Source organism: Metabacillus arenae (assembly GCF_014773385.1).
Lineage (GTDB): Bacteria > Bacillota > Bacilli > Bacillales > Bacillaceae > Metabacillus_D > Metabacillus_D arenae.
Map to the genome: position 1 here is coordinate 238,589 of NZ_JACXAI010000002.1, position 15,881 is coordinate 254,469.

Genomic DNA, 15,881 nt, shown 5'->3' on the forward strand with positions numbered 1-15,881 from the left:
TTTAATGAAAAATAAACAATTCTATACATATAAATTTAAATCATCTAGATTAAAGGAATTTGATTATGATATATCCCTTTCCTTTGAGGAAGCCAAAGAGTACGGTGAAGTAATTTCATTATTTGATAATCAAATGCTCAGGTCTATAAGAGAAATAACTGATAAACAAATAGATTACGATGATCCTAAAAGTTTGCTCATTCAAGAATACATAACAATTGTGATGGATCACCCTTCTCATTATAAATATTTATATAAGAATGGCTTAATGTTAAACAAACAACGCTTCGTGCGTTTTTCCTCATCTGCTGGTCAAGCTCGTGTTTCCACTGTTACCTTCTGCGAGGAAGAAACAGCTAAGAAACTTGATGTAATTTTAGATAACGGAAGAAATCTAAATAAAGAGCTAGTTCCCTCTAAATTCAATGCTTATAAGGGATTAGCATCTTCTGCTACTTCCGTTGTCTCGACACCTAGATTTTGCTTAGTTCCTGACTACTATAGTGATACAGAAGTTAAAGTAAACTTTGTGACCGAAACCGATTATAGCGAAGATGATATTATCGAAGTTAAAGGCATCAGAGAATCGTTTAATCGTTTTGATGGCCAAGGGCTAATAAGCTACGATATGGCTGTTAAATGGGCAAATGAGTTAGGACTGGATTATGTACCTGCTCAGTGGTGCATAAGACAAAATTACATAAAAGGTATGTTGAACACCTTTCCCATTCATGAGTTTTGTGAAAAAGTTAATAATGGTAATTACAGAATCAGAACATCTTATAAAGATGAGAATGGTAATCCTAAGATTATTGATTTACGGGATGTAGACATTGTACTTTCTGAAAGTCAGTTCAAGCTTTGGGATAGCTTCCCTTCAATTGAAGTTTATCAGGAAAATTGTGAAAAGAACAATCTTAAATGGGGAGTTTCATTGCATAGCCCTAAAAAAGATAAGGATATTTTAAAAATGAATTATCAATTCCTTCAAACATTAAACATGAATAAGAAGGATATTGAAAAAATATGTGAAAAATTCGTTGATTGGATTACAGGTGTTAATTCAGAAAACATTTATTACACTATCTTATTCTTAATGGGAACTGAAATCACTGAAGAAAAATTACTTAATTATTTAAATAAAAGTGAGAATTATTGGATAAAATCATTGCTTGTTAATCATGATTTAATTAAGGATAGATACATAAAGAAGAAAATTTATGATTTGATAAAGAGAAAAATAAAGAATGGCTGCCTAGGAGAAATTTTAATTGATGGTAACTTTCAAACATTGGTTAGTGATCCTTATGGTATGATGCAACATGTTTGTGGGTTAGAAATAACCGGGCTACTTAAAGAAAAAGAGTATTATTCTAATTATTGGAATGAAAAAGGTGTTAAAGTTGTAGATTCCATGAGAGCACCACTTACATATAGAAGTGAACACTTGCTCCTAAACTTAAAGAAAAATGAAGAATTGGATCATTGGTATAGATACAACTACACAGGAATAATAGTAAATGTACATGGACATGAGACAATGAATTGGGCTGGATCTGATTTTGATTATGACATAATTGCCACCACTTGTAACTCAACCGTTTTAAAATCTGTTTATCACGGTGAACTGCCTGTAGTTTACACACCGCCAAAATCGGAAAAGAAAGTATTGACTCAAGATGACTTGTTTAATTCAGACCTGTTTAGCTTTGGTTCAATCATAGGAAGTATAACTAATAAAAGTACGAGTGGATACGCATTACTTGCTCAACTTGATGAAAACACTAAAGAATATGAAACTACTATGAATAGAGTGAAAATGTGTACAAAGCTGCAATCTGCTCAAATAGATAAAGCAAAGATTGGTCGTGAAGTTAAAGGAATTCCTTCTACCTGGGTTAATTATCAAAAAACTGAAGAAGATGAATCGTTAGAGTCAAAAAGTAAAAAGGAATTTTTGAATAGAATTTTGTTAGATAAGCATCCATACTTCTTCATTTATCTTTATAAAGGTACAAGAAATAAATACAAAAACCATGTGAAAAGTTATGATATCACTTGTCAACAAAAATTTGGAATGACTCTAGATGAACTAAAGAAAGTTAAGAGAAAAAATAAAGAACAGCGAGAATTTTTAAACTTATTTGAACAATACTCACCTGTGATTGACAGTGATTGTGTAATGAACAATCTATGTAAGTATATTGAATCAGTTGATTTCGGTATTAGAAATATTATCAAAAATGAAGATGAGGATATACATGAATTATATATGAGTGGTGAATTGAAGGAATTCGATGAAAGTAAATATAAGAAAATCACTAAGTCCTTCAATGAATACAAGAAGAGTATCAATCAGTTAATATCAACTAGCTCAAAACCAGAAAAATCAAGTTTTGATGACTCTTTGTATAAAGAAAAAGTTGGTATTTATGAAAAGTTTAAATCTCAAATGATTAATATATGTGACAATCTGGATGAACTTGTTGATTATTTAATTCATCATCATTATGTGGAAATTCCCAATTCTAATAAAGAATCCTTATGGTCGTTATATGGAGATCATATCTACTTCAATATAAAAAAGAAAAATGATGGTAAAATTTCAATCCCCGTTCCAAGTGTAGACGGAGATATAACTTATTTAAATGAAAAATATTCTATTAAAGAGGTGGTTTTTGATTGATTAAATACAAATATAAAGAAAAAACCTATGCAGAAGAAATCTTAAAGAATGGATTTTCTACAAATAACTTAATCGGTCAGTTGAAAATTCTAGCTAAATATTATAAACACAAAGAATTAAAACCCAAAGAACGTGAAGAAAAGCTTTATGAGTTTTGCGGAAATAATATTAAGAATTATAACAAGGTGAAGTATTTCAAGACAGTCAACTCTGCTTTAAATCATGCGAGGAATAATAAAAATAAACTTATCGAAATAAACGAAATAAAAGTTAGTGATAAGGAATTACAAGTAATTGAAGGTTTTAATGTAGGTAATTTACATAAGAAAGTGTTATTTACAATGTTAGTTTTAGATAAATTAAATAAAGAGTCACAAAAGATTAAATATGGAGATGAGTTCAATAACAAAGAATATTATTTTGGCAGAAATCCAAGTCAGTATAAAGAATTGATTGAGTCTTCTAAAATACCAAAAGGCAAAAGTAAGAAAATAAAAAACATACATAGTATCATTGGTGATTTAAATAATGAAGGAGTATTAGAATCTACTAATCAAGGTAGAATTAAATTGTCTTTCATGTATAACATTCCCGATGATGATTTAGGTGTCATTACAATTAACTCATTTGATAATATTGGATTATATTATGATCTTCATATCGGTGAAAATAAAGTTAAAAAGTGCGAATGTTGTGAAACTCCTATCAAAGTTAAATCTAATCGGACTAAATTTTGTGATACTTGCTTTGAAGATAATTGGAGAGAATATAATGCAAAAAAACAAAGAGAATACAGAGAAAATAAGAAACGTGTATAATTAGAAAAACGCTGAAACCCTTGATATTACTGGGTTTTTAGCACTTTTGGGAAAATGGTACTTATGAAGAGAGTATGAATAATATTCCCTTTAATTATTAAGTTTCAAACAAATAAAATTAATATATAGGATTAAAAGGAGGAGTTTTTTATTATGAACAAACAAGGACTTATTACTGCGGTGGCTGAAAAATTGGAGATTACTAAAAAAGATGCTGCCCCTATTGTAGATGGTGTATTTGAAGTTGTTTTAGAAGGATTGGTTTCCGAAGGTGAAGTTACACTTGGTGATTTAGGTAAACTTCAAGTCGTAGAAAGAGCAGCTAGAACCGCAAGAAATCCACAATCTGGGGAAAGTATTGAAGTTCCGGCTAAGAATGCTCCGAAATTTAAAGCTTCGAAGAAACTTCGTGAAGCAGTGCTTTAAACTCTTATAAATGAATTATATATAATATTATAAATTAAAAAACAAGGTAGGTTAATCAATACCCCCTCATTATCCCCTACCTTGTTTTAAAATCTTAAAATAAGGGGCTATTAGTTATATGACCAAACTATTTGCGGCAGATACGAATATACTATTAGATTCAATTGAAAGTCTACAAGATTACAAGATTGTACTTCTCTCCTCTACTTTAAGAGAGCTTGAGAAGCATAAGTCTAGTAATAAAGAAGACTTAAAATTCAGAGCCAGACAAGTTAGTAGATACGTTCGTGATAATCGAGATAAGTTCATTATTAACACAAGAGATTATGACGGAAGTAAATTAGGTAGAGATTATGATAATACATATGAAGACAACAATATTCTATATGCATGTGTATCAAATGGATATGGCTTAATAACAAATGACGTTTTGTTAGGATATAAAGCAGAAGGATTTGATTTAGACGTTGTTTATTTCAACAATGTTAGCGATGAATCTGATTATTATGGAGTACATGAAGTATTTGTCACCTCCTCTAAAGAAGATCAGGAGTTACTAGCTCATATATATGAAACACCTGAAGACAATCTATTTAACTTAGTGCAACATCAATACTTATTCATTTGGGATAAAGATAAGCCTACATACAATAATGACGGAATACATAATGGATATGAACTCATTGACAGTTTTAAATTTGATGGATTCAAGTTGAACAAATTAAAGTTTAAAGCTATACACTCTAAATTTATGGGTGAAAAAGTTAAGCCTATTAATCGAAAACAAGAGATGTTGTTTGATCTTTTACAAAATAAAGATATTACAATCAAAGCTTGTTTTGGCAAATATGGTGTTGGTAAGGATTTTGTAATGATTCAGCATGCCTTAGATTTAATTGAGCAAGGGAAAATAGAAAAATTAATCTGGGCTAGAAATAACGTTGAGCTTGCAGATGTGCCCACGCTTGGTATATTGCCCGGAGATAAATTTGAAAAGCTCGTTGACTTTGCCATGCCTTTAGCTGATCATGTCGGCGGTGTTGAAGGATTAGAGATGCTAATTAGACTTAACAAAATAGAAATTCAGCACTTAGGCAGTTTGCGTGGACGAGACATTAAGAAATCTATTATTTACGTGACAGAGTGCCAAAATAACACAAGAGATCACATTAAGTTACTCATAGGACGTGTGGGTAAAGAATCGCAGTTATGGCTAAATGGAGACTTAAAACAGACCGACAAAGAAGTTTATAGGAGTAACAGTGGCATCAAAGCACTTTCAAAACTTAAAGGCAACCCTTTATTCGGTCAAGTTACATTAGACAAAACAGAACGAAGCGAAACTGCTGAACTGGCAGATTTGTTAGATTAAAAAAGGAAACTAAGCACTTATGTATAATTTCAAGACAATTTACATCACATGTTTCGTCACGGGCAATTCACCCTCTTAGATATCTGAGAGGTGTTTTTATTTTTTGAGGATAAAAAAGGAGGAAATACAATGGCTAGTAAAAAAGTAAATCAGGTGAATTTAAAAGGTTTGTTCGATATGGACGTTATGGAAGTAACTGAACAAACCAAAGAAGCAGAGTTTGTCTATGACTTCAAGGAAATCTTGTCAGATTTTAATGGTAAAACTGTTTCAATTACGATAAAAGAAGAAAACGAACTCCCGATTAAGGAATAGGACGGTGAAATAATGAGTTCTATTCTTAAAAAGTTGGAGAATGAAAGTTCATTTGATTACAAAGTGCGTTTGTGTATAGCTAAACTAAATAAAGAATTAGACTTGGATTGGATAGAAATTCGTGACTTATTAGGATTAGACTGTTCCCCCGATCATCTCAGAAAACTTTCATATGCCTATAAGGAAATCACTGAACATTATGGCGAGAAACTAAACGAGAATGTTTCTGATGAAGATGTCCTCGATAAGCTAACACAAAAGAAATTAGAGTTACAGTTAGAACGTACTAAGCTTCAAGCAGAAAAGAATGAAATAAATAAATGGATTCGTGAACAAGGTCGGACTGAAAACTTTTACGAAAAGTTATTAATCGCTCTTGAAAATAGAAAGACAGTTAAAGTTCCAAATTATAAGATTGAAAGAGAAATTGGTGACATTGACGCTACTGTTGACATTGCAGATGTTCACTATGGTAAAAAGGTTCTTATCAAAGGTTTTGATGATGAAGTAATTAATGAGTATAATGTTGAGATTTTCGAAAGTCGCATGTGGGACTTACTTGGTCAGATCTTAGTAAAAGTTAAAAAAGAGCACCTAACACATTTAAATGTTTTTAATCTTTCTGATTCTCTAGATGGAATTTTAAGAATGTCGCAACTACAAGTTTTACAATTGGGAATATTAGATTCTGCAATGGGATTTTCTGAATTTATGACCAATTGGCTAAATGAACTTTCTAGATATGTTTACGTTGATTATTACTCTTGCCAAGGGAACCACACAGAAATAAGACCTTTAGGATCAAGTAAAGGTGATTTCCCTCATGAGAACATGGAGAGGATTACTACATGGTTCCTAAAAAACAGTCTTAAAGATAACCAAAATATCACTATCCATGATAACAAAAGTTTAGTGTATGTTGATGTTGTTGGGACGAAGATATTAGCTACACATGGACAAGACGAAAAAAATCTTGAAAATTCTATAAAAGAATATATAAACGTTTATCAAAAACCAATACATATGTTAAAAACTGGTCACTTGCATAATACTCATAATAAAACAGTTGGCATGGATGGACTTCAAAATATTGAGTTTTACCAATCCCCTTCTATTTGTGGAATCGATGAATTCAGTGTTAAATTGAAGAAAACTGCTAATGCAGGATCTAACATGATGATATTTGAACGTGGTTTGGGTAGAACTACTGTATATGACTTTAAATTAAAATAATTTTTAAAAATAAATTATATATTAATAACAAAAGGAGAATCCAATGGGAAAATTACTTAACTTTCAAAAAGAAGAAAATTGCGACTGTGAAATCTGTGAACTTGTAAATGAATACGGAGAAATTATCCAAGATGCGGATTCTCTAGAAGAATTACATTCTATAATTGCTGAGTTGATCTCCGAAGCTAGAAGTATAGGATATAAAGATGCTTTGATGCAAGATGTTCAAAATAAAATGAATATCCTAGATGAAATACACGGAGTATGTAATTGTGATGAGTGTGACGAAGACAATTGTCCAATTGATTAATACATAATAAGGTATGATTAATTATTAATCCTCTGCCTCCCTACTTAAAAACTTGGAGGTACGAACTATGAGTGACGAAATGCCAAATGTATTGATTGTTCCCTACAATGAATCACCAGAAGAAATTATTGAAGATTATGCTGAAATGATTAAATACAATCTTAAGCACGGTGTTCCCTTAGAAGAAATTTTACATGACTTCTTTGATGAAGTGAATCGCTGGACAGCTAAACAATTCCTGATAGACCAAGCAAAAGAATGTTTGCAGGGGCTAGAAAACATACATAAAATCGAAACAGATTTTATTGACGATGAGCTAGATGATTTTTAAAAGTTAATTAATTATTTAAAATTGATATAAAAAGTCAATTTTATCTATACTCCATTCTTCCTCAAGAATCTTTTTATAGGTGTCAATGTTAGGCACTTCCCTACTATTGATACCTAGATAAAGGATTCTTTTTTATAAGGCGGTGAAAGATTATGCAAAATGATAGACAAATCTGTAGTGGGGACTGCAAAAAAGAGAAAAACCTTACCGAATTCTACGCCTCCTCTTCCCCTTTCCACAGTCGAACTGGAAAATTGCATGTATGCAAACAGTGCATTTGGGATCGCGTAAATAATCAAAACGAAAATATAGATTTAATCAAAGACACATTAAGGATGTTAGACAAACCGTACCTTGGAGGTTTGTGGCAAACATCTATTCAGGAATCTGAAAAAGCCAATAAGGATATCTTTAAGACATATATGAAGAATTTAGGAATGAGACAGTATCGTGAACTGATGTGGAAAGATAGTGATTCCATAAAAAGCAATCATTATGAGAATGAAAAAGATTCAGAGACTTCAAACAATGAAGAGTTAGTTAAAAAATGGGGTCGTGGTAATAGTGATAGCGACCTAGAGTATCTAGAAAATTTCTTTTTTGAGTATTCTCATAATTATGCAACTGATACTCCTGTACAAATTAATCTTTATAAAAATATTGGTAAAGTTCATTTACAGGCAGAAAAAGCTCTAGCTAATAGTAACATTAAGGAATTTAAGGATTTGATGGAATTATCGTCTAAGCTGCATAACGATGGTAACATTAAACCAATTCAGTCAACTGGTGCTAATGATGACAAAGGGTTGTCTACATATGGACTATGGATAAAAACTGTTGAGCAAGAAGAACCGTGTGAACACTTTGAATCTAAACCTATATATGAAGACTTCGACAAACTTAAAAAGTATATTAATGACTGGTTCGTTCGTCCATTTAAAAACATCTTTAACATTTCTAAAGATTTTAATGTTAGGGATGACGATTAATTATGGCAGGTTACTCTAACTATCAAGTAGATCGTAATAAAAATTCAAAAGGTCAAAATTATTTAGTGAAAACAAAACAGGTCAGTAAAGTTAAAGATAATATGAGCAAAGACGAACGTATGAGATTACAAATTAAGAAATGGACAACTTTTTACAGATTGAACATGCATAGATTCATAGAACATTATCTTGGAATCGAACTATTCTTTTTTCAAAAGATATTATTGTTTTTTATGAATCTTAATACATTTGTAATGATTGTGGCTGCGAGAGGCTTATCAAAATCATTTATGATAGCTATCTTTGCTTGCGCCCGTTGTATACTCTACCCTGGAACTAAAGTAATAATTGCCAGTGGTGTAAAGAAACAAGCGAAATTAATTATTACTGAAAAAATTGAAAAGGAGTTAATGCAATATCCGAATTTAGCACGGGAAATAAAACAGATTAAATCATCATCAAATGATGCAACAGTTATATTTCACAATGGATCAACCATAGAAGCCGTTACATCAAGTGAAAATTCTCGCGGATATCGCGGAAACATACTCATCGCAGAAGAATTTCGGATGATTGATGAAACAATCTTGAATACAGTATTAAAGCCATTTCTAAACGTATACAGACAACCTCCTTTTCTTAAAAAGGAAAAATATAAACATTTAACAGAAGAAAACATTGAACTATACATTTCATCGGCTTGGTATACTTCGCATTGGATGTGGAAATCCATGCAAAACGCAAGGGATATGATGTTAAAAGGCAAGGATGTTGCTATATTTTCACTTGATTACTTAACATCTATTCATCATGGACTGTTAAGTAAAAAACGGATACAAAAAGAACGCGAAAGCTCTGATTTTGATGAAATTTCATTTGAAAAAGTGCGTTACAATGGCGACATTGTAGATGAACTCTGTGAACCCTATTGTTCAGGGGTGTGCAACGAATTGTTGCGCTAACGGGGAAACCTAAGTCATAAAGATAAATTAATATGATACGGCAATCCCGTGCCAAGCTTACTTATATTATAAAAAGGAGTTGTCATTATTGCTATGACATTATCAAACATTTATTTAATCACAAACACCATTAATAACAAAAAATACGTAGGTCAATCTATAGATCCAATTCAAAGATGGAAAAATCATCAGAAAGACTCTAAAAAATATTTAAGCCGATATTTATATAGAGCAATGAATAAATATGGAATAGAAAACTTTAAATTTGAAGTTATTGAAAATGATATTCCAGTAGATTCTATAGATGATCAAGAGATATATTGGATAAATAAATTTAATACTAAATCTCCATATGGATATAACATGACAGATGGAGGTGAAGGTTCTGTTGGACGTAAAATGAATGATCACACAAGGCAAAAATTACTAGAGTCAAAGAAAAATCCAGTTAGCGAAGAGACAAAAGAGAAAATGTCTAATTCTCACAAATTAAGATGGGAAGACCAAGAATTACGAAAAGAATATAGTAAAAAATTAAAAGGTGTTCCTAAATCAAGTAATGAGAATTATCTGAAAGCATGGGAAGAAATTAGTTTAGAAGACAGAGTAGAAAGATTAAAGCCTGCTGCTGAAGCATGTAAAGTAGGTGTACTGATGTTAAATATTATTGATGAATCCATTGAAAAAGAATTTGATAGTATGAGAGATGCAGTTAAATGGATTCGGGAGAATGCTAATTATCCTAAAGCAGGGCACCAGAATATCTCAAAGGCTTGTAAAGGTAAAATAAACTACGTATATGGTTATAAATGGGCTTATAAGTAAGAAGGTGTAACGACTATCCCGTATGGGAGTAGAACGGATGATGAACTACCGTTCGAAGCGCAGAGCATCTCCTTGGAGATGGTGATATAGTCTGTGCCTATAGAAATATAGGAATAACACGTTATGTTAGAATATGAAAATCTTATGTATGGTCAGAACGCTAATGCTATTTTCGCACTTGAAGATATAACTAAAAATAGAAAACTGAAGAATCCTTTTTACCCCATTAAAAATATTGACTATTCTACTCAAAAAAATAAAAAGAAAGAAAGATTGAGAGATGGCGAGATACGAATAATGGGAGTTGACGTTGCCTTAATGGGAGGTAATGCCAACGATAATACTATTATAACTTGCATGAGGCTAATTCCAAATGGCGATAAGTATTTGAGAAAAGTATCTTATATCGAATCAATTGAAGGAAAGCATTCAGAAGACCAAGCCATAAGAATAAAACAGATTTTTGAGGACTTTCAGGCGAGTTATGTTGCGCTTGATACTCACGGTAACGGTATGTCAATTTATGATGAATTAGCAAAGGTTCAATATGATGAAGAGCGAGATGTTGAGTATGAAGCATGGTGTGCTTATAACGATGAGGAAATGAAAAGTCGTGCCAAATCCCCCAATCCACTTCCTGTTGTATTTTCAATTAAAGCAGGAAATAGACTTAACCATGAGATAGCTACTTCCTTACGTGTTAACTTACAGAGTTCAAACATTGAATTACCTATAAGCGAAATCGAGGCTAAGGATTTTCTTTCTGATAAGAAATATTATCAAAATGCTTCGATTGAGGATAAAGTTCTCTATGAATTACCTTTCATTCAAGCAACCTTACTTGTAAACGAACTAGTAAACTTAGAGCATGATATAGTTGGTGGATTTATTAAAATCAAAGAGAAATCCGGTAAACGGAAAGACAGATACTCAAGTTTAGGATTTTCAAACTATTTAGCGAAAGTTTTAGAAGGTGAAAATCTAAAAATTGATGACTACTTTGATGAAACAGATGAACTCGTATACTTTTAAAGTAAATTTAACACTGATTGGAGGTGTGTGAATGTCTATCAATGAAGTTGAAATTAAAGAATATTCACCCGAAGAGTATGAACGTGCTTTAAATGATTATCAATCTTATATGAATACTTTTGTTGAAGGTTTTTTCTCTGATATGTTTTCAAAAGGAATCATTGATGAAGTAGACATGGAGACTTTAAAAAAATACTTTGCTAATCCAGATGACCATCAAAAAGAGATTGAAAATTTAGCACAATATTATTACATATCTTCAGCAGAAGTTCATCAATTATTTGAATTAGTTGAATCCCTCCCTACTCTCAATTATAAAATTGATGCTTTTGATAAAGGGAAAAGTTTTGATAAGAATATTTCTGTTTGTAATAAAATTCTTCACAAAGTTAAACACAAGACATTAACAAGAGATATTTTAAAGCAAGAAATTACCGCAGGTACTCTAGTTGGAATGTGGCTAGGTGATAAAACCAAGCCGTATCCATACATATTTGATAACTTAAACTATATCTTCCCTGCGTACCGAAAAAACGGAGAATGGCAAGTTACAGTTGATTTAAATTGGTTCAAAGAAATGACTGATCTCAATAGAAAAATGCAAATCAGAAATCTCTCTCCTCATATAACCGAACAAGACTATGATGATTTCTTAAAAGATCCTACTGAGAATCAATACGTTGAACTTCCACAAGATCGTACATTTGTATTAAGAACTCATACCTTAAAACGTAATCAAAATCTAGGTAATTCATGGGTTACTGTTGGTCTATATGATGTTTTACATAAAAAGAAGCTTAAGGATGTTGAGAGGTCTATTGCAAATAAAATTATCAATGCTATAGCTGTTTTAACAATCGGTAGTGACAAAAATGATGATGAACGAAACACCAAATTACCACCTCAACTTAAAAAGAAAGTTCATTCAGGCGTTAAAGCGGCAATGGAAAAAAATGAATCTAATGGTATCACTGTAGTAGCCATACCAAACTATGCAAAGATTGAATTTCCAGATGTTAAGACAGATGGTTTAGACGGTAAAAAGTTCGACCACATCAACTCAGATATTCAGTCTGCCTATGGAATCGGTGGCGCTGCATTAAATGGAACTGGCGGAAATCATGCTACAGCAAAAATAAATATTGATACATTTTATAAGCGTGTAGCAGTTTTATTAGAGTCTATTGAACAAGAAGTATATGGGAAATTATTCAATTTAGTATTACCTAAAAATCAACAAGACAATTACATGATGATTTATGATAAAGAAGCTCCTCTGTCACTTAAGGATAAAGTTGATTATCTCATTAAACTCAATGATAAAGGTTGGTCAATTAAACATGTTGTTGATCATTTAGATGGTATTAGTTGGGAAAGCTACCTTGAACAAACATTATATGAGACTGAGGATTTGGAATTGCAGTCTAAGATCGTTCCGTATAAGTCCACTCATACAACTTCAAGTAGTGATGAAGTTGGTAGACCGACTGATGATAGCTCAACAAATGATAATACTATTAAATCTAAAACAACTGACGGCAATAGTTTACCTGATTAACACTAAACCTATCTCTTTAAAGGAGGTGAGATATTGGAGAAAAAGAGACATTTATTTGAGATGCAATTGAATTCTATTATGGATTCAGATAATCCTACAAAAGCAGAAGTTTCATTCGTAATTCATGGATTTGACATATCTCACAACTACGCATTTATCTCAAAAGAAACTGCTGAAAAGACTTTACATTCTCTTAAAGGGATGCCAATTGTCGCTAAATATCATGACAAATCTTCTCATGAAGAAAGTGATGACGCATTGGGGAGTCATGAAGTTCAATTTGAAAGAGATAGGGATAATGGTGATCCAATTATAACAATGGGCACAGTACCCATTGGGGTCTTCACGGAAGATGCATATATAACAACAATCACAGATGATCAAGGAAACGAGAAAGAAGTTGTTTGCGGTAAAGGTATACTATGGGCTTCTAGATTCCCTAATGTTATTGGACTTTTAAAAGAATGGGTTGACAAAGGAATATCTGTTGTTTCTAGCATGGAAATATTATACGACAGTTATAAAGTTGAAGAAGGAATTACTGAAATACTGAGTTATGTTTACGAAGGTCATGCATTACTTAATAGTCAAGAAAGAGGAAATCATAAAAAAGTTTACCCTGCTTATGATGAGTCTAAACTGACAAAACTTGTTGCGGAGGCTTTGAAACAAAATAAAGAAGAAAGCGAGGAGGTTGAGCAAGTGGAAGAAAACCAATTAAATCAAGAAGAAGTTGTAGAAGAATTAAAAAATGAAGAACCTGAAGAAGTAGCCAAAGGAAAAGAAGCTGAAGAAGTTCAAGGAGAACCTAATGTTGAAGAACAACAAGAAGATGAAAAACCAGAGGAAGCTCCTGAAGAAAATGAAGAAGTTAAATCTCTTCAAAGTGAGTTAGAAGAATTAAAGGATCAAGTTTCATCTCTTAAAGAAGCGAATGAACAACTTCAAGAAAAGTTTTCTAAAGCTACTGAAAAACTTACACAGTTAAATTCTCAGCTTGAAGAATTAAAACCGTATAAAGAGCAAGTTGAAACTGAAAAATTCCAAAAGCAACTTAGTGAAAAGCAAGATCTTTATAGAGGTAAATTTGAAGCTATGAGCGCAGTTGAAAAGTTCGACTCTGAGGAAGTGCAAGATTTAATTAAAAAATCTTTAAATTCTGATGACGAAGGTAAAGAAGCTACATATCAACTAAATTCAATTCTTGTTGATTTAGTACAAGTTAAGACTGAAGAAAACGATGGAGTAATTCGTGAAACTTCTAGTAAACGTGAAAATTTAATTCCTGCTAACGATTCTTTTGAAAAGCGTTATGCGGAATAAATTATAAAAAATAAATTTATTAAAAATGGAGGAATTTTATAATGGCAACTGAACAATTAAAGGCATTTAGCGAAGAACATAATCATGCTGTTGGAAATTTGAATTCTTTAAAGGTAAAAACTGTAGCAAACGGTGCAATCGTTGAGAATGCTGACATTGATAACTTCACACTTGTGCAGCTATCTTTTAACGCTGATGGAGAAAGAGTTGCTCGTCAATTATCTGCTGTTACAAACAAATCTTATTTAATCGCTGCTCCTGAAACTCGTTATATGGGAGAAGCAATGACTGATTTCTATAATGCTGTTGGAGATCGTGCTAGAATCGTAGTTTTAGAAGCTGCTTATACTCGTTTTGAAACTTCTGCATATTCCTTAAACACTGGCGTTACTGAAATTACAAATGGTCAAGTTGCTCACTTCGACCCTGCTACTAAAAAGTTCATTATTTCTGCTTCTGGTACTCCTCATGTAGATTATGCTAACGCTTCTGCTAAATTCTTAGTTGTAAGCAACGAAGAAGATATTGCTTACACATTTGGAAAACCAATGGTTCGATTTGAAGTTATTGAAGCTTAATTACAAAAATAAATTATACATATATTAGGAGGAAAAATAAATGAAATACTCTAACGAAAAATTAAAAGGATTATTTTCTCGTGTTTACCATGACAAAATGGAAGAAAATGATTACGCTGATATCAAAGAATTAATTAAGAAAACTTTTGGTAATGGTGATTCTCATCCAGACCCATCTCTTTTACACCAATTCAATGACGTAGTTGTTAAAACTGCTGATGAAATTGCTAAACCGATGGTTACTGATATGCTTGGTCTTTTTGCTAACAAATCAACTGCTCAACGTGGTAACATTGTTGAAATTAAAATCCCTCAACAAAACAAAGCTAAAGTTTTATGGTCTGCTACTGGTTCAGGCGTAGACTTAGTACGTGTTGAAGGTAAAAAGTCTATTGTTGCGGTTCCTGCTCACCTATCTGCTGGTTTCTACTATGAGCCACTTGATTTAGTAACTGAGTCTGTTGACTACTTCCGCATGTTAGTAAACGATGTTGCTAATGCAAAAGCTAAATTATATTTGGATAAAGTTTATGAAATGATTGCATCAGCAGTTGCTGCTGGTAAAATCCCTGCTGCTAACGTTCTTTCTGGTTCAAACTTAACTATTGCTCAATACAACAAATTAGCTTCAACTATTTCTCGTGTTGCTGGCGGTAAAACAATTTTCGTAGCAGATTCTTTACTTATCGATTACTTCTTAGATCAACAACAAACATCTAAACCAAACTTGCTTACTGACCGCATTCGTGAAGAAATTCTTTCTGCATTAAATCCTTCTGAGATTGGTCGTACAGTAGCTATGAACCTTGTTAACCCATTCACTGATGAAACAAACTCTAAAGTTGAGCTTCCAGTTAACAAAGGTTACATGTTTAGTGGTGGAACTAACAAGAAACCATTTGAAATCGTTGAGTACGGTGCATTACGTCAACAAACTGCTTCTGATATTGAAGACGAGCGTGTAAAAATGAAGATTACCCAAGATGCTTCTATTAGCTTAATCTACGGTAACGCTGTAGGTATGGTCACTGAAGACGCTTCTGTGGCGCTATAATAAATAAACTTAACATTTGAGGTGGGATTATTCCCACCTCTTTATTTTTAAAAGGATAACAAGGAGGAA

At 32.2% G+C, this 15,881-nt stretch carries 16 protein-coding genes; all 16 read left to right on the top strand.

Features of this window, described 5'->3' with window-relative positions; translation table 11 throughout:
- The first annotated feature begins 4 nt into the window (after positions 1 to 4).
- The 16 genes from IC621_RS03030 to IC621_RS03105 all read left to right on the top strand — a co-directional run bounded on the left by IC621_RS03030 (position 5) and on the right by IC621_RS03105 (position 15,812).
- Positions 5 to 2,686, top strand: coding sequence for a hypothetical protein (locus IC621_RS03030; protein WP_191155576.1), 2,682 nt, complete (start codon positions 5 to 7; stop codon positions 2,684 to 2,686).
- Positions 2,683 to 3,504 carry a hypothetical protein gene (locus IC621_RS03035; protein ID WP_191155578.1) on the top strand — a complete coding sequence of 274 codons (822 nt, stop codon included), beginning with the start codon at positions 2,683 to 2,685 and terminating at the stop codon, positions 3,502 to 3,504. Before IC621_RS03030 ends, IC621_RS03035 begins: the two co-directional genes overlap by 4 nt.
- A 153-nt stretch (positions 3,505 to 3,657) precedes the next feature.
- Positions 3,658 to 3,930: an HU family DNA-binding protein gene (locus IC621_RS03040; RefSeq protein WP_191155580.1), complete on the top strand. Its 273-nt coding sequence runs from the start codon at positions 3,658 to 3,660 to the stop codon at positions 3,928 to 3,930.
- A gap of 118 nt (positions 3,931 to 4,048) precedes the next feature.
- Positions 4,049 to 5,302 (top strand): PhoH family protein, encoded by a 1,254-nt coding sequence (locus tag IC621_RS03045; RefSeq protein WP_191155582.1) that lies wholly within the window; start codon positions 4,049 to 4,051, stop codon positions 5,300 to 5,302.
- Positions 5,303 to 5,431: 129 nt separating this feature from the next.
- Entirely contained in the window at positions 5,432 to 5,617 is a 186-nt protein-coding gene (locus IC621_RS03050; RefSeq protein WP_191155584.1) for a YonK family protein, read from the top strand.
- A 12-nt stretch (positions 5,618 to 5,629) separates the two neighbouring features.
- Complete coding sequence (locus IC621_RS03055; protein WP_191155586.1) at positions 5,630 to 6,850, top strand: hypothetical protein; 1,221 nt, start codon at positions 5,630 to 5,632, stop codon at positions 6,848 to 6,850.
- A gap of 43 nt (positions 6,851 to 6,893) precedes the next feature.
- Positions 6,894 to 7,160 (top strand): hypothetical protein, encoded by a 267-nt coding sequence (locus IC621_RS03060; protein WP_191155588.1) that lies wholly within the window; start codon positions 6,894 to 6,896, stop codon positions 7,158 to 7,160.
- 67 nt (positions 7,161 to 7,227) lie between these two features.
- A complete protein-coding gene (locus IC621_RS03065) occupies positions 7,228 to 7,491 on the top strand; it encodes a hypothetical protein (protein ID WP_191155590.1) in 264 nt (87 codons plus the stop codon).
- Positions 7,492 to 7,643: 152 nt separating this feature from the next.
- Positions 7,644 to 8,480, top strand: coding sequence for a hypothetical protein (locus tag IC621_RS03070; RefSeq protein ID WP_191155592.1), 837 nt, complete (start codon positions 7,644 to 7,646; stop codon positions 8,478 to 8,480).
- Between the two features lie 2 nt (positions 8,481 to 8,482).
- A complete protein-coding gene (locus tag IC621_RS03075; RefSeq protein WP_191155594.1) occupies positions 8,483 to 9,442 on the top strand; it encodes a terminase large subunit domain-containing protein in 960 nt (319 codons plus the stop codon).
- A 93-nt stretch (positions 9,443 to 9,535) separates the two neighbouring features.
- Positions 9,536 to 10,267, top strand: a complete 732-nt coding sequence (locus IC621_RS03080; protein WP_191155596.1) for a GIY-YIG nuclease family protein — start codon at positions 9,536 to 9,538, stop codon at positions 10,265 to 10,267.
- Between the two features lie 123 nt (positions 10,268 to 10,390).
- Positions 10,391 to 11,299: a hypothetical protein gene (locus IC621_RS03085; protein WP_191155598.1), complete on the top strand. Its 909-nt coding sequence runs from the start codon at positions 10,391 to 10,393 to the stop codon at positions 11,297 to 11,299.
- A 31-nt stretch (positions 11,300 to 11,330) separates the two neighbouring features.
- Positions 11,331 to 12,857, top strand: coding sequence for a hypothetical protein (locus IC621_RS03090; RefSeq protein ID WP_191155600.1), 1,527 nt, complete (start codon positions 11,331 to 11,333; stop codon positions 12,855 to 12,857).
- Between the two features lie 33 nt (positions 12,858 to 12,890).
- Positions 12,891 to 14,180 carry a hypothetical protein gene (locus IC621_RS03095; RefSeq protein WP_191155601.1) on the top strand — a complete coding sequence of 430 codons (1,290 nt, stop codon included), beginning with the start codon at positions 12,891 to 12,893 and terminating at the stop codon, positions 14,178 to 14,180.
- 41 nt (positions 14,181 to 14,221) lie between these two features.
- On the top strand, positions 14,222 to 14,758 hold the full coding sequence (locus IC621_RS03100; protein ID WP_191155604.1) for a hypothetical protein: 537 nt from the start codon (positions 14,222 to 14,224) through the stop codon (positions 14,756 to 14,758).
- Positions 14,759 to 14,798: 40 nt separating this feature from the next.
- On the top strand, positions 14,799 to 15,812 hold the full coding sequence (locus tag IC621_RS03105; protein WP_191155606.1) for a hypothetical protein: 1,014 nt from the start codon (positions 14,799 to 14,801) through the stop codon (positions 15,810 to 15,812).
- Positions 15,813 to 15,881: the final 69 nt, after the last annotated feature.

Bases quoted from the DNA above. Each gene is read 5' to 3' on its own strand.
- IC621_RS03030 (WP_191155576.1), top strand. From the start codon at position 5: ATGAAAAATAAACAATTCTATACATATAAATTTAAATCATCTAGATTA.
- IC621_RS03040 (WP_191155580.1), top strand. From the start codon at position 3,658: ATGAACAAACAAGGACTTATTACTGCGGTGGCTGAAAAATTGGAGATT.
- IC621_RS03045 (WP_191155582.1), top strand. From the start codon at position 4,049: ATGACCAAACTATTTGCGGCAGATACGAATATACTATTAGATTCAATT.
- IC621_RS03050 (WP_191155584.1), top strand. From the start codon at position 5,432: ATGGCTAGTAAAAAAGTAAATCAGGTGAATTTAAAAGGTTTGTTCGAT.
- IC621_RS03055 (WP_191155586.1), top strand. From the start codon at position 5,630: ATGAGTTCTATTCTTAAAAAGTTGGAGAATGAAAGTTCATTTGATTAC.
- IC621_RS03060 (WP_191155588.1), top strand. From the start codon at position 6,894: ATGGGAAAATTACTTAACTTTCAAAAAGAAGAAAATTGCGACTGTGAA.
- IC621_RS03065 (WP_191155590.1), top strand. From the start codon at position 7,228: ATGAGTGACGAAATGCCAAATGTATTGATTGTTCCCTACAATGAATCA.
- IC621_RS03070 (WP_191155592.1), top strand. From the start codon at position 7,644: ATGCAAAATGATAGACAAATCTGTAGTGGGGACTGCAAAAAAGAGAAA.
- IC621_RS03075 (WP_191155594.1), top strand. From the start codon at position 8,483: ATGGCAGGTTACTCTAACTATCAAGTAGATCGTAATAAAAATTCAAAA.
- IC621_RS03080 (WP_191155596.1), top strand. From the start codon at position 9,536: ATGACATTATCAAACATTTATTTAATCACAAACACCATTAATAACAAA.
- IC621_RS03085 (WP_191155598.1), top strand. From the start codon at position 10,391: ATGTTAGAATATGAAAATCTTATGTATGGTCAGAACGCTAATGCTATT.
- IC621_RS03090 (WP_191155600.1), top strand. From the start codon at position 11,331: ATGTCTATCAATGAAGTTGAAATTAAAGAATATTCACCCGAAGAGTAT.
- IC621_RS03100 (WP_191155604.1), top strand. From the start codon at position 14,222: ATGGCAACTGAACAATTAAAGGCATTTAGCGAAGAACATAATCATGCT.
- IC621_RS03105 (WP_191155606.1), top strand. From the start codon at position 14,799: ATGAAATACTCTAACGAAAAATTAAAAGGATTATTTTCTCGTGTTTAC.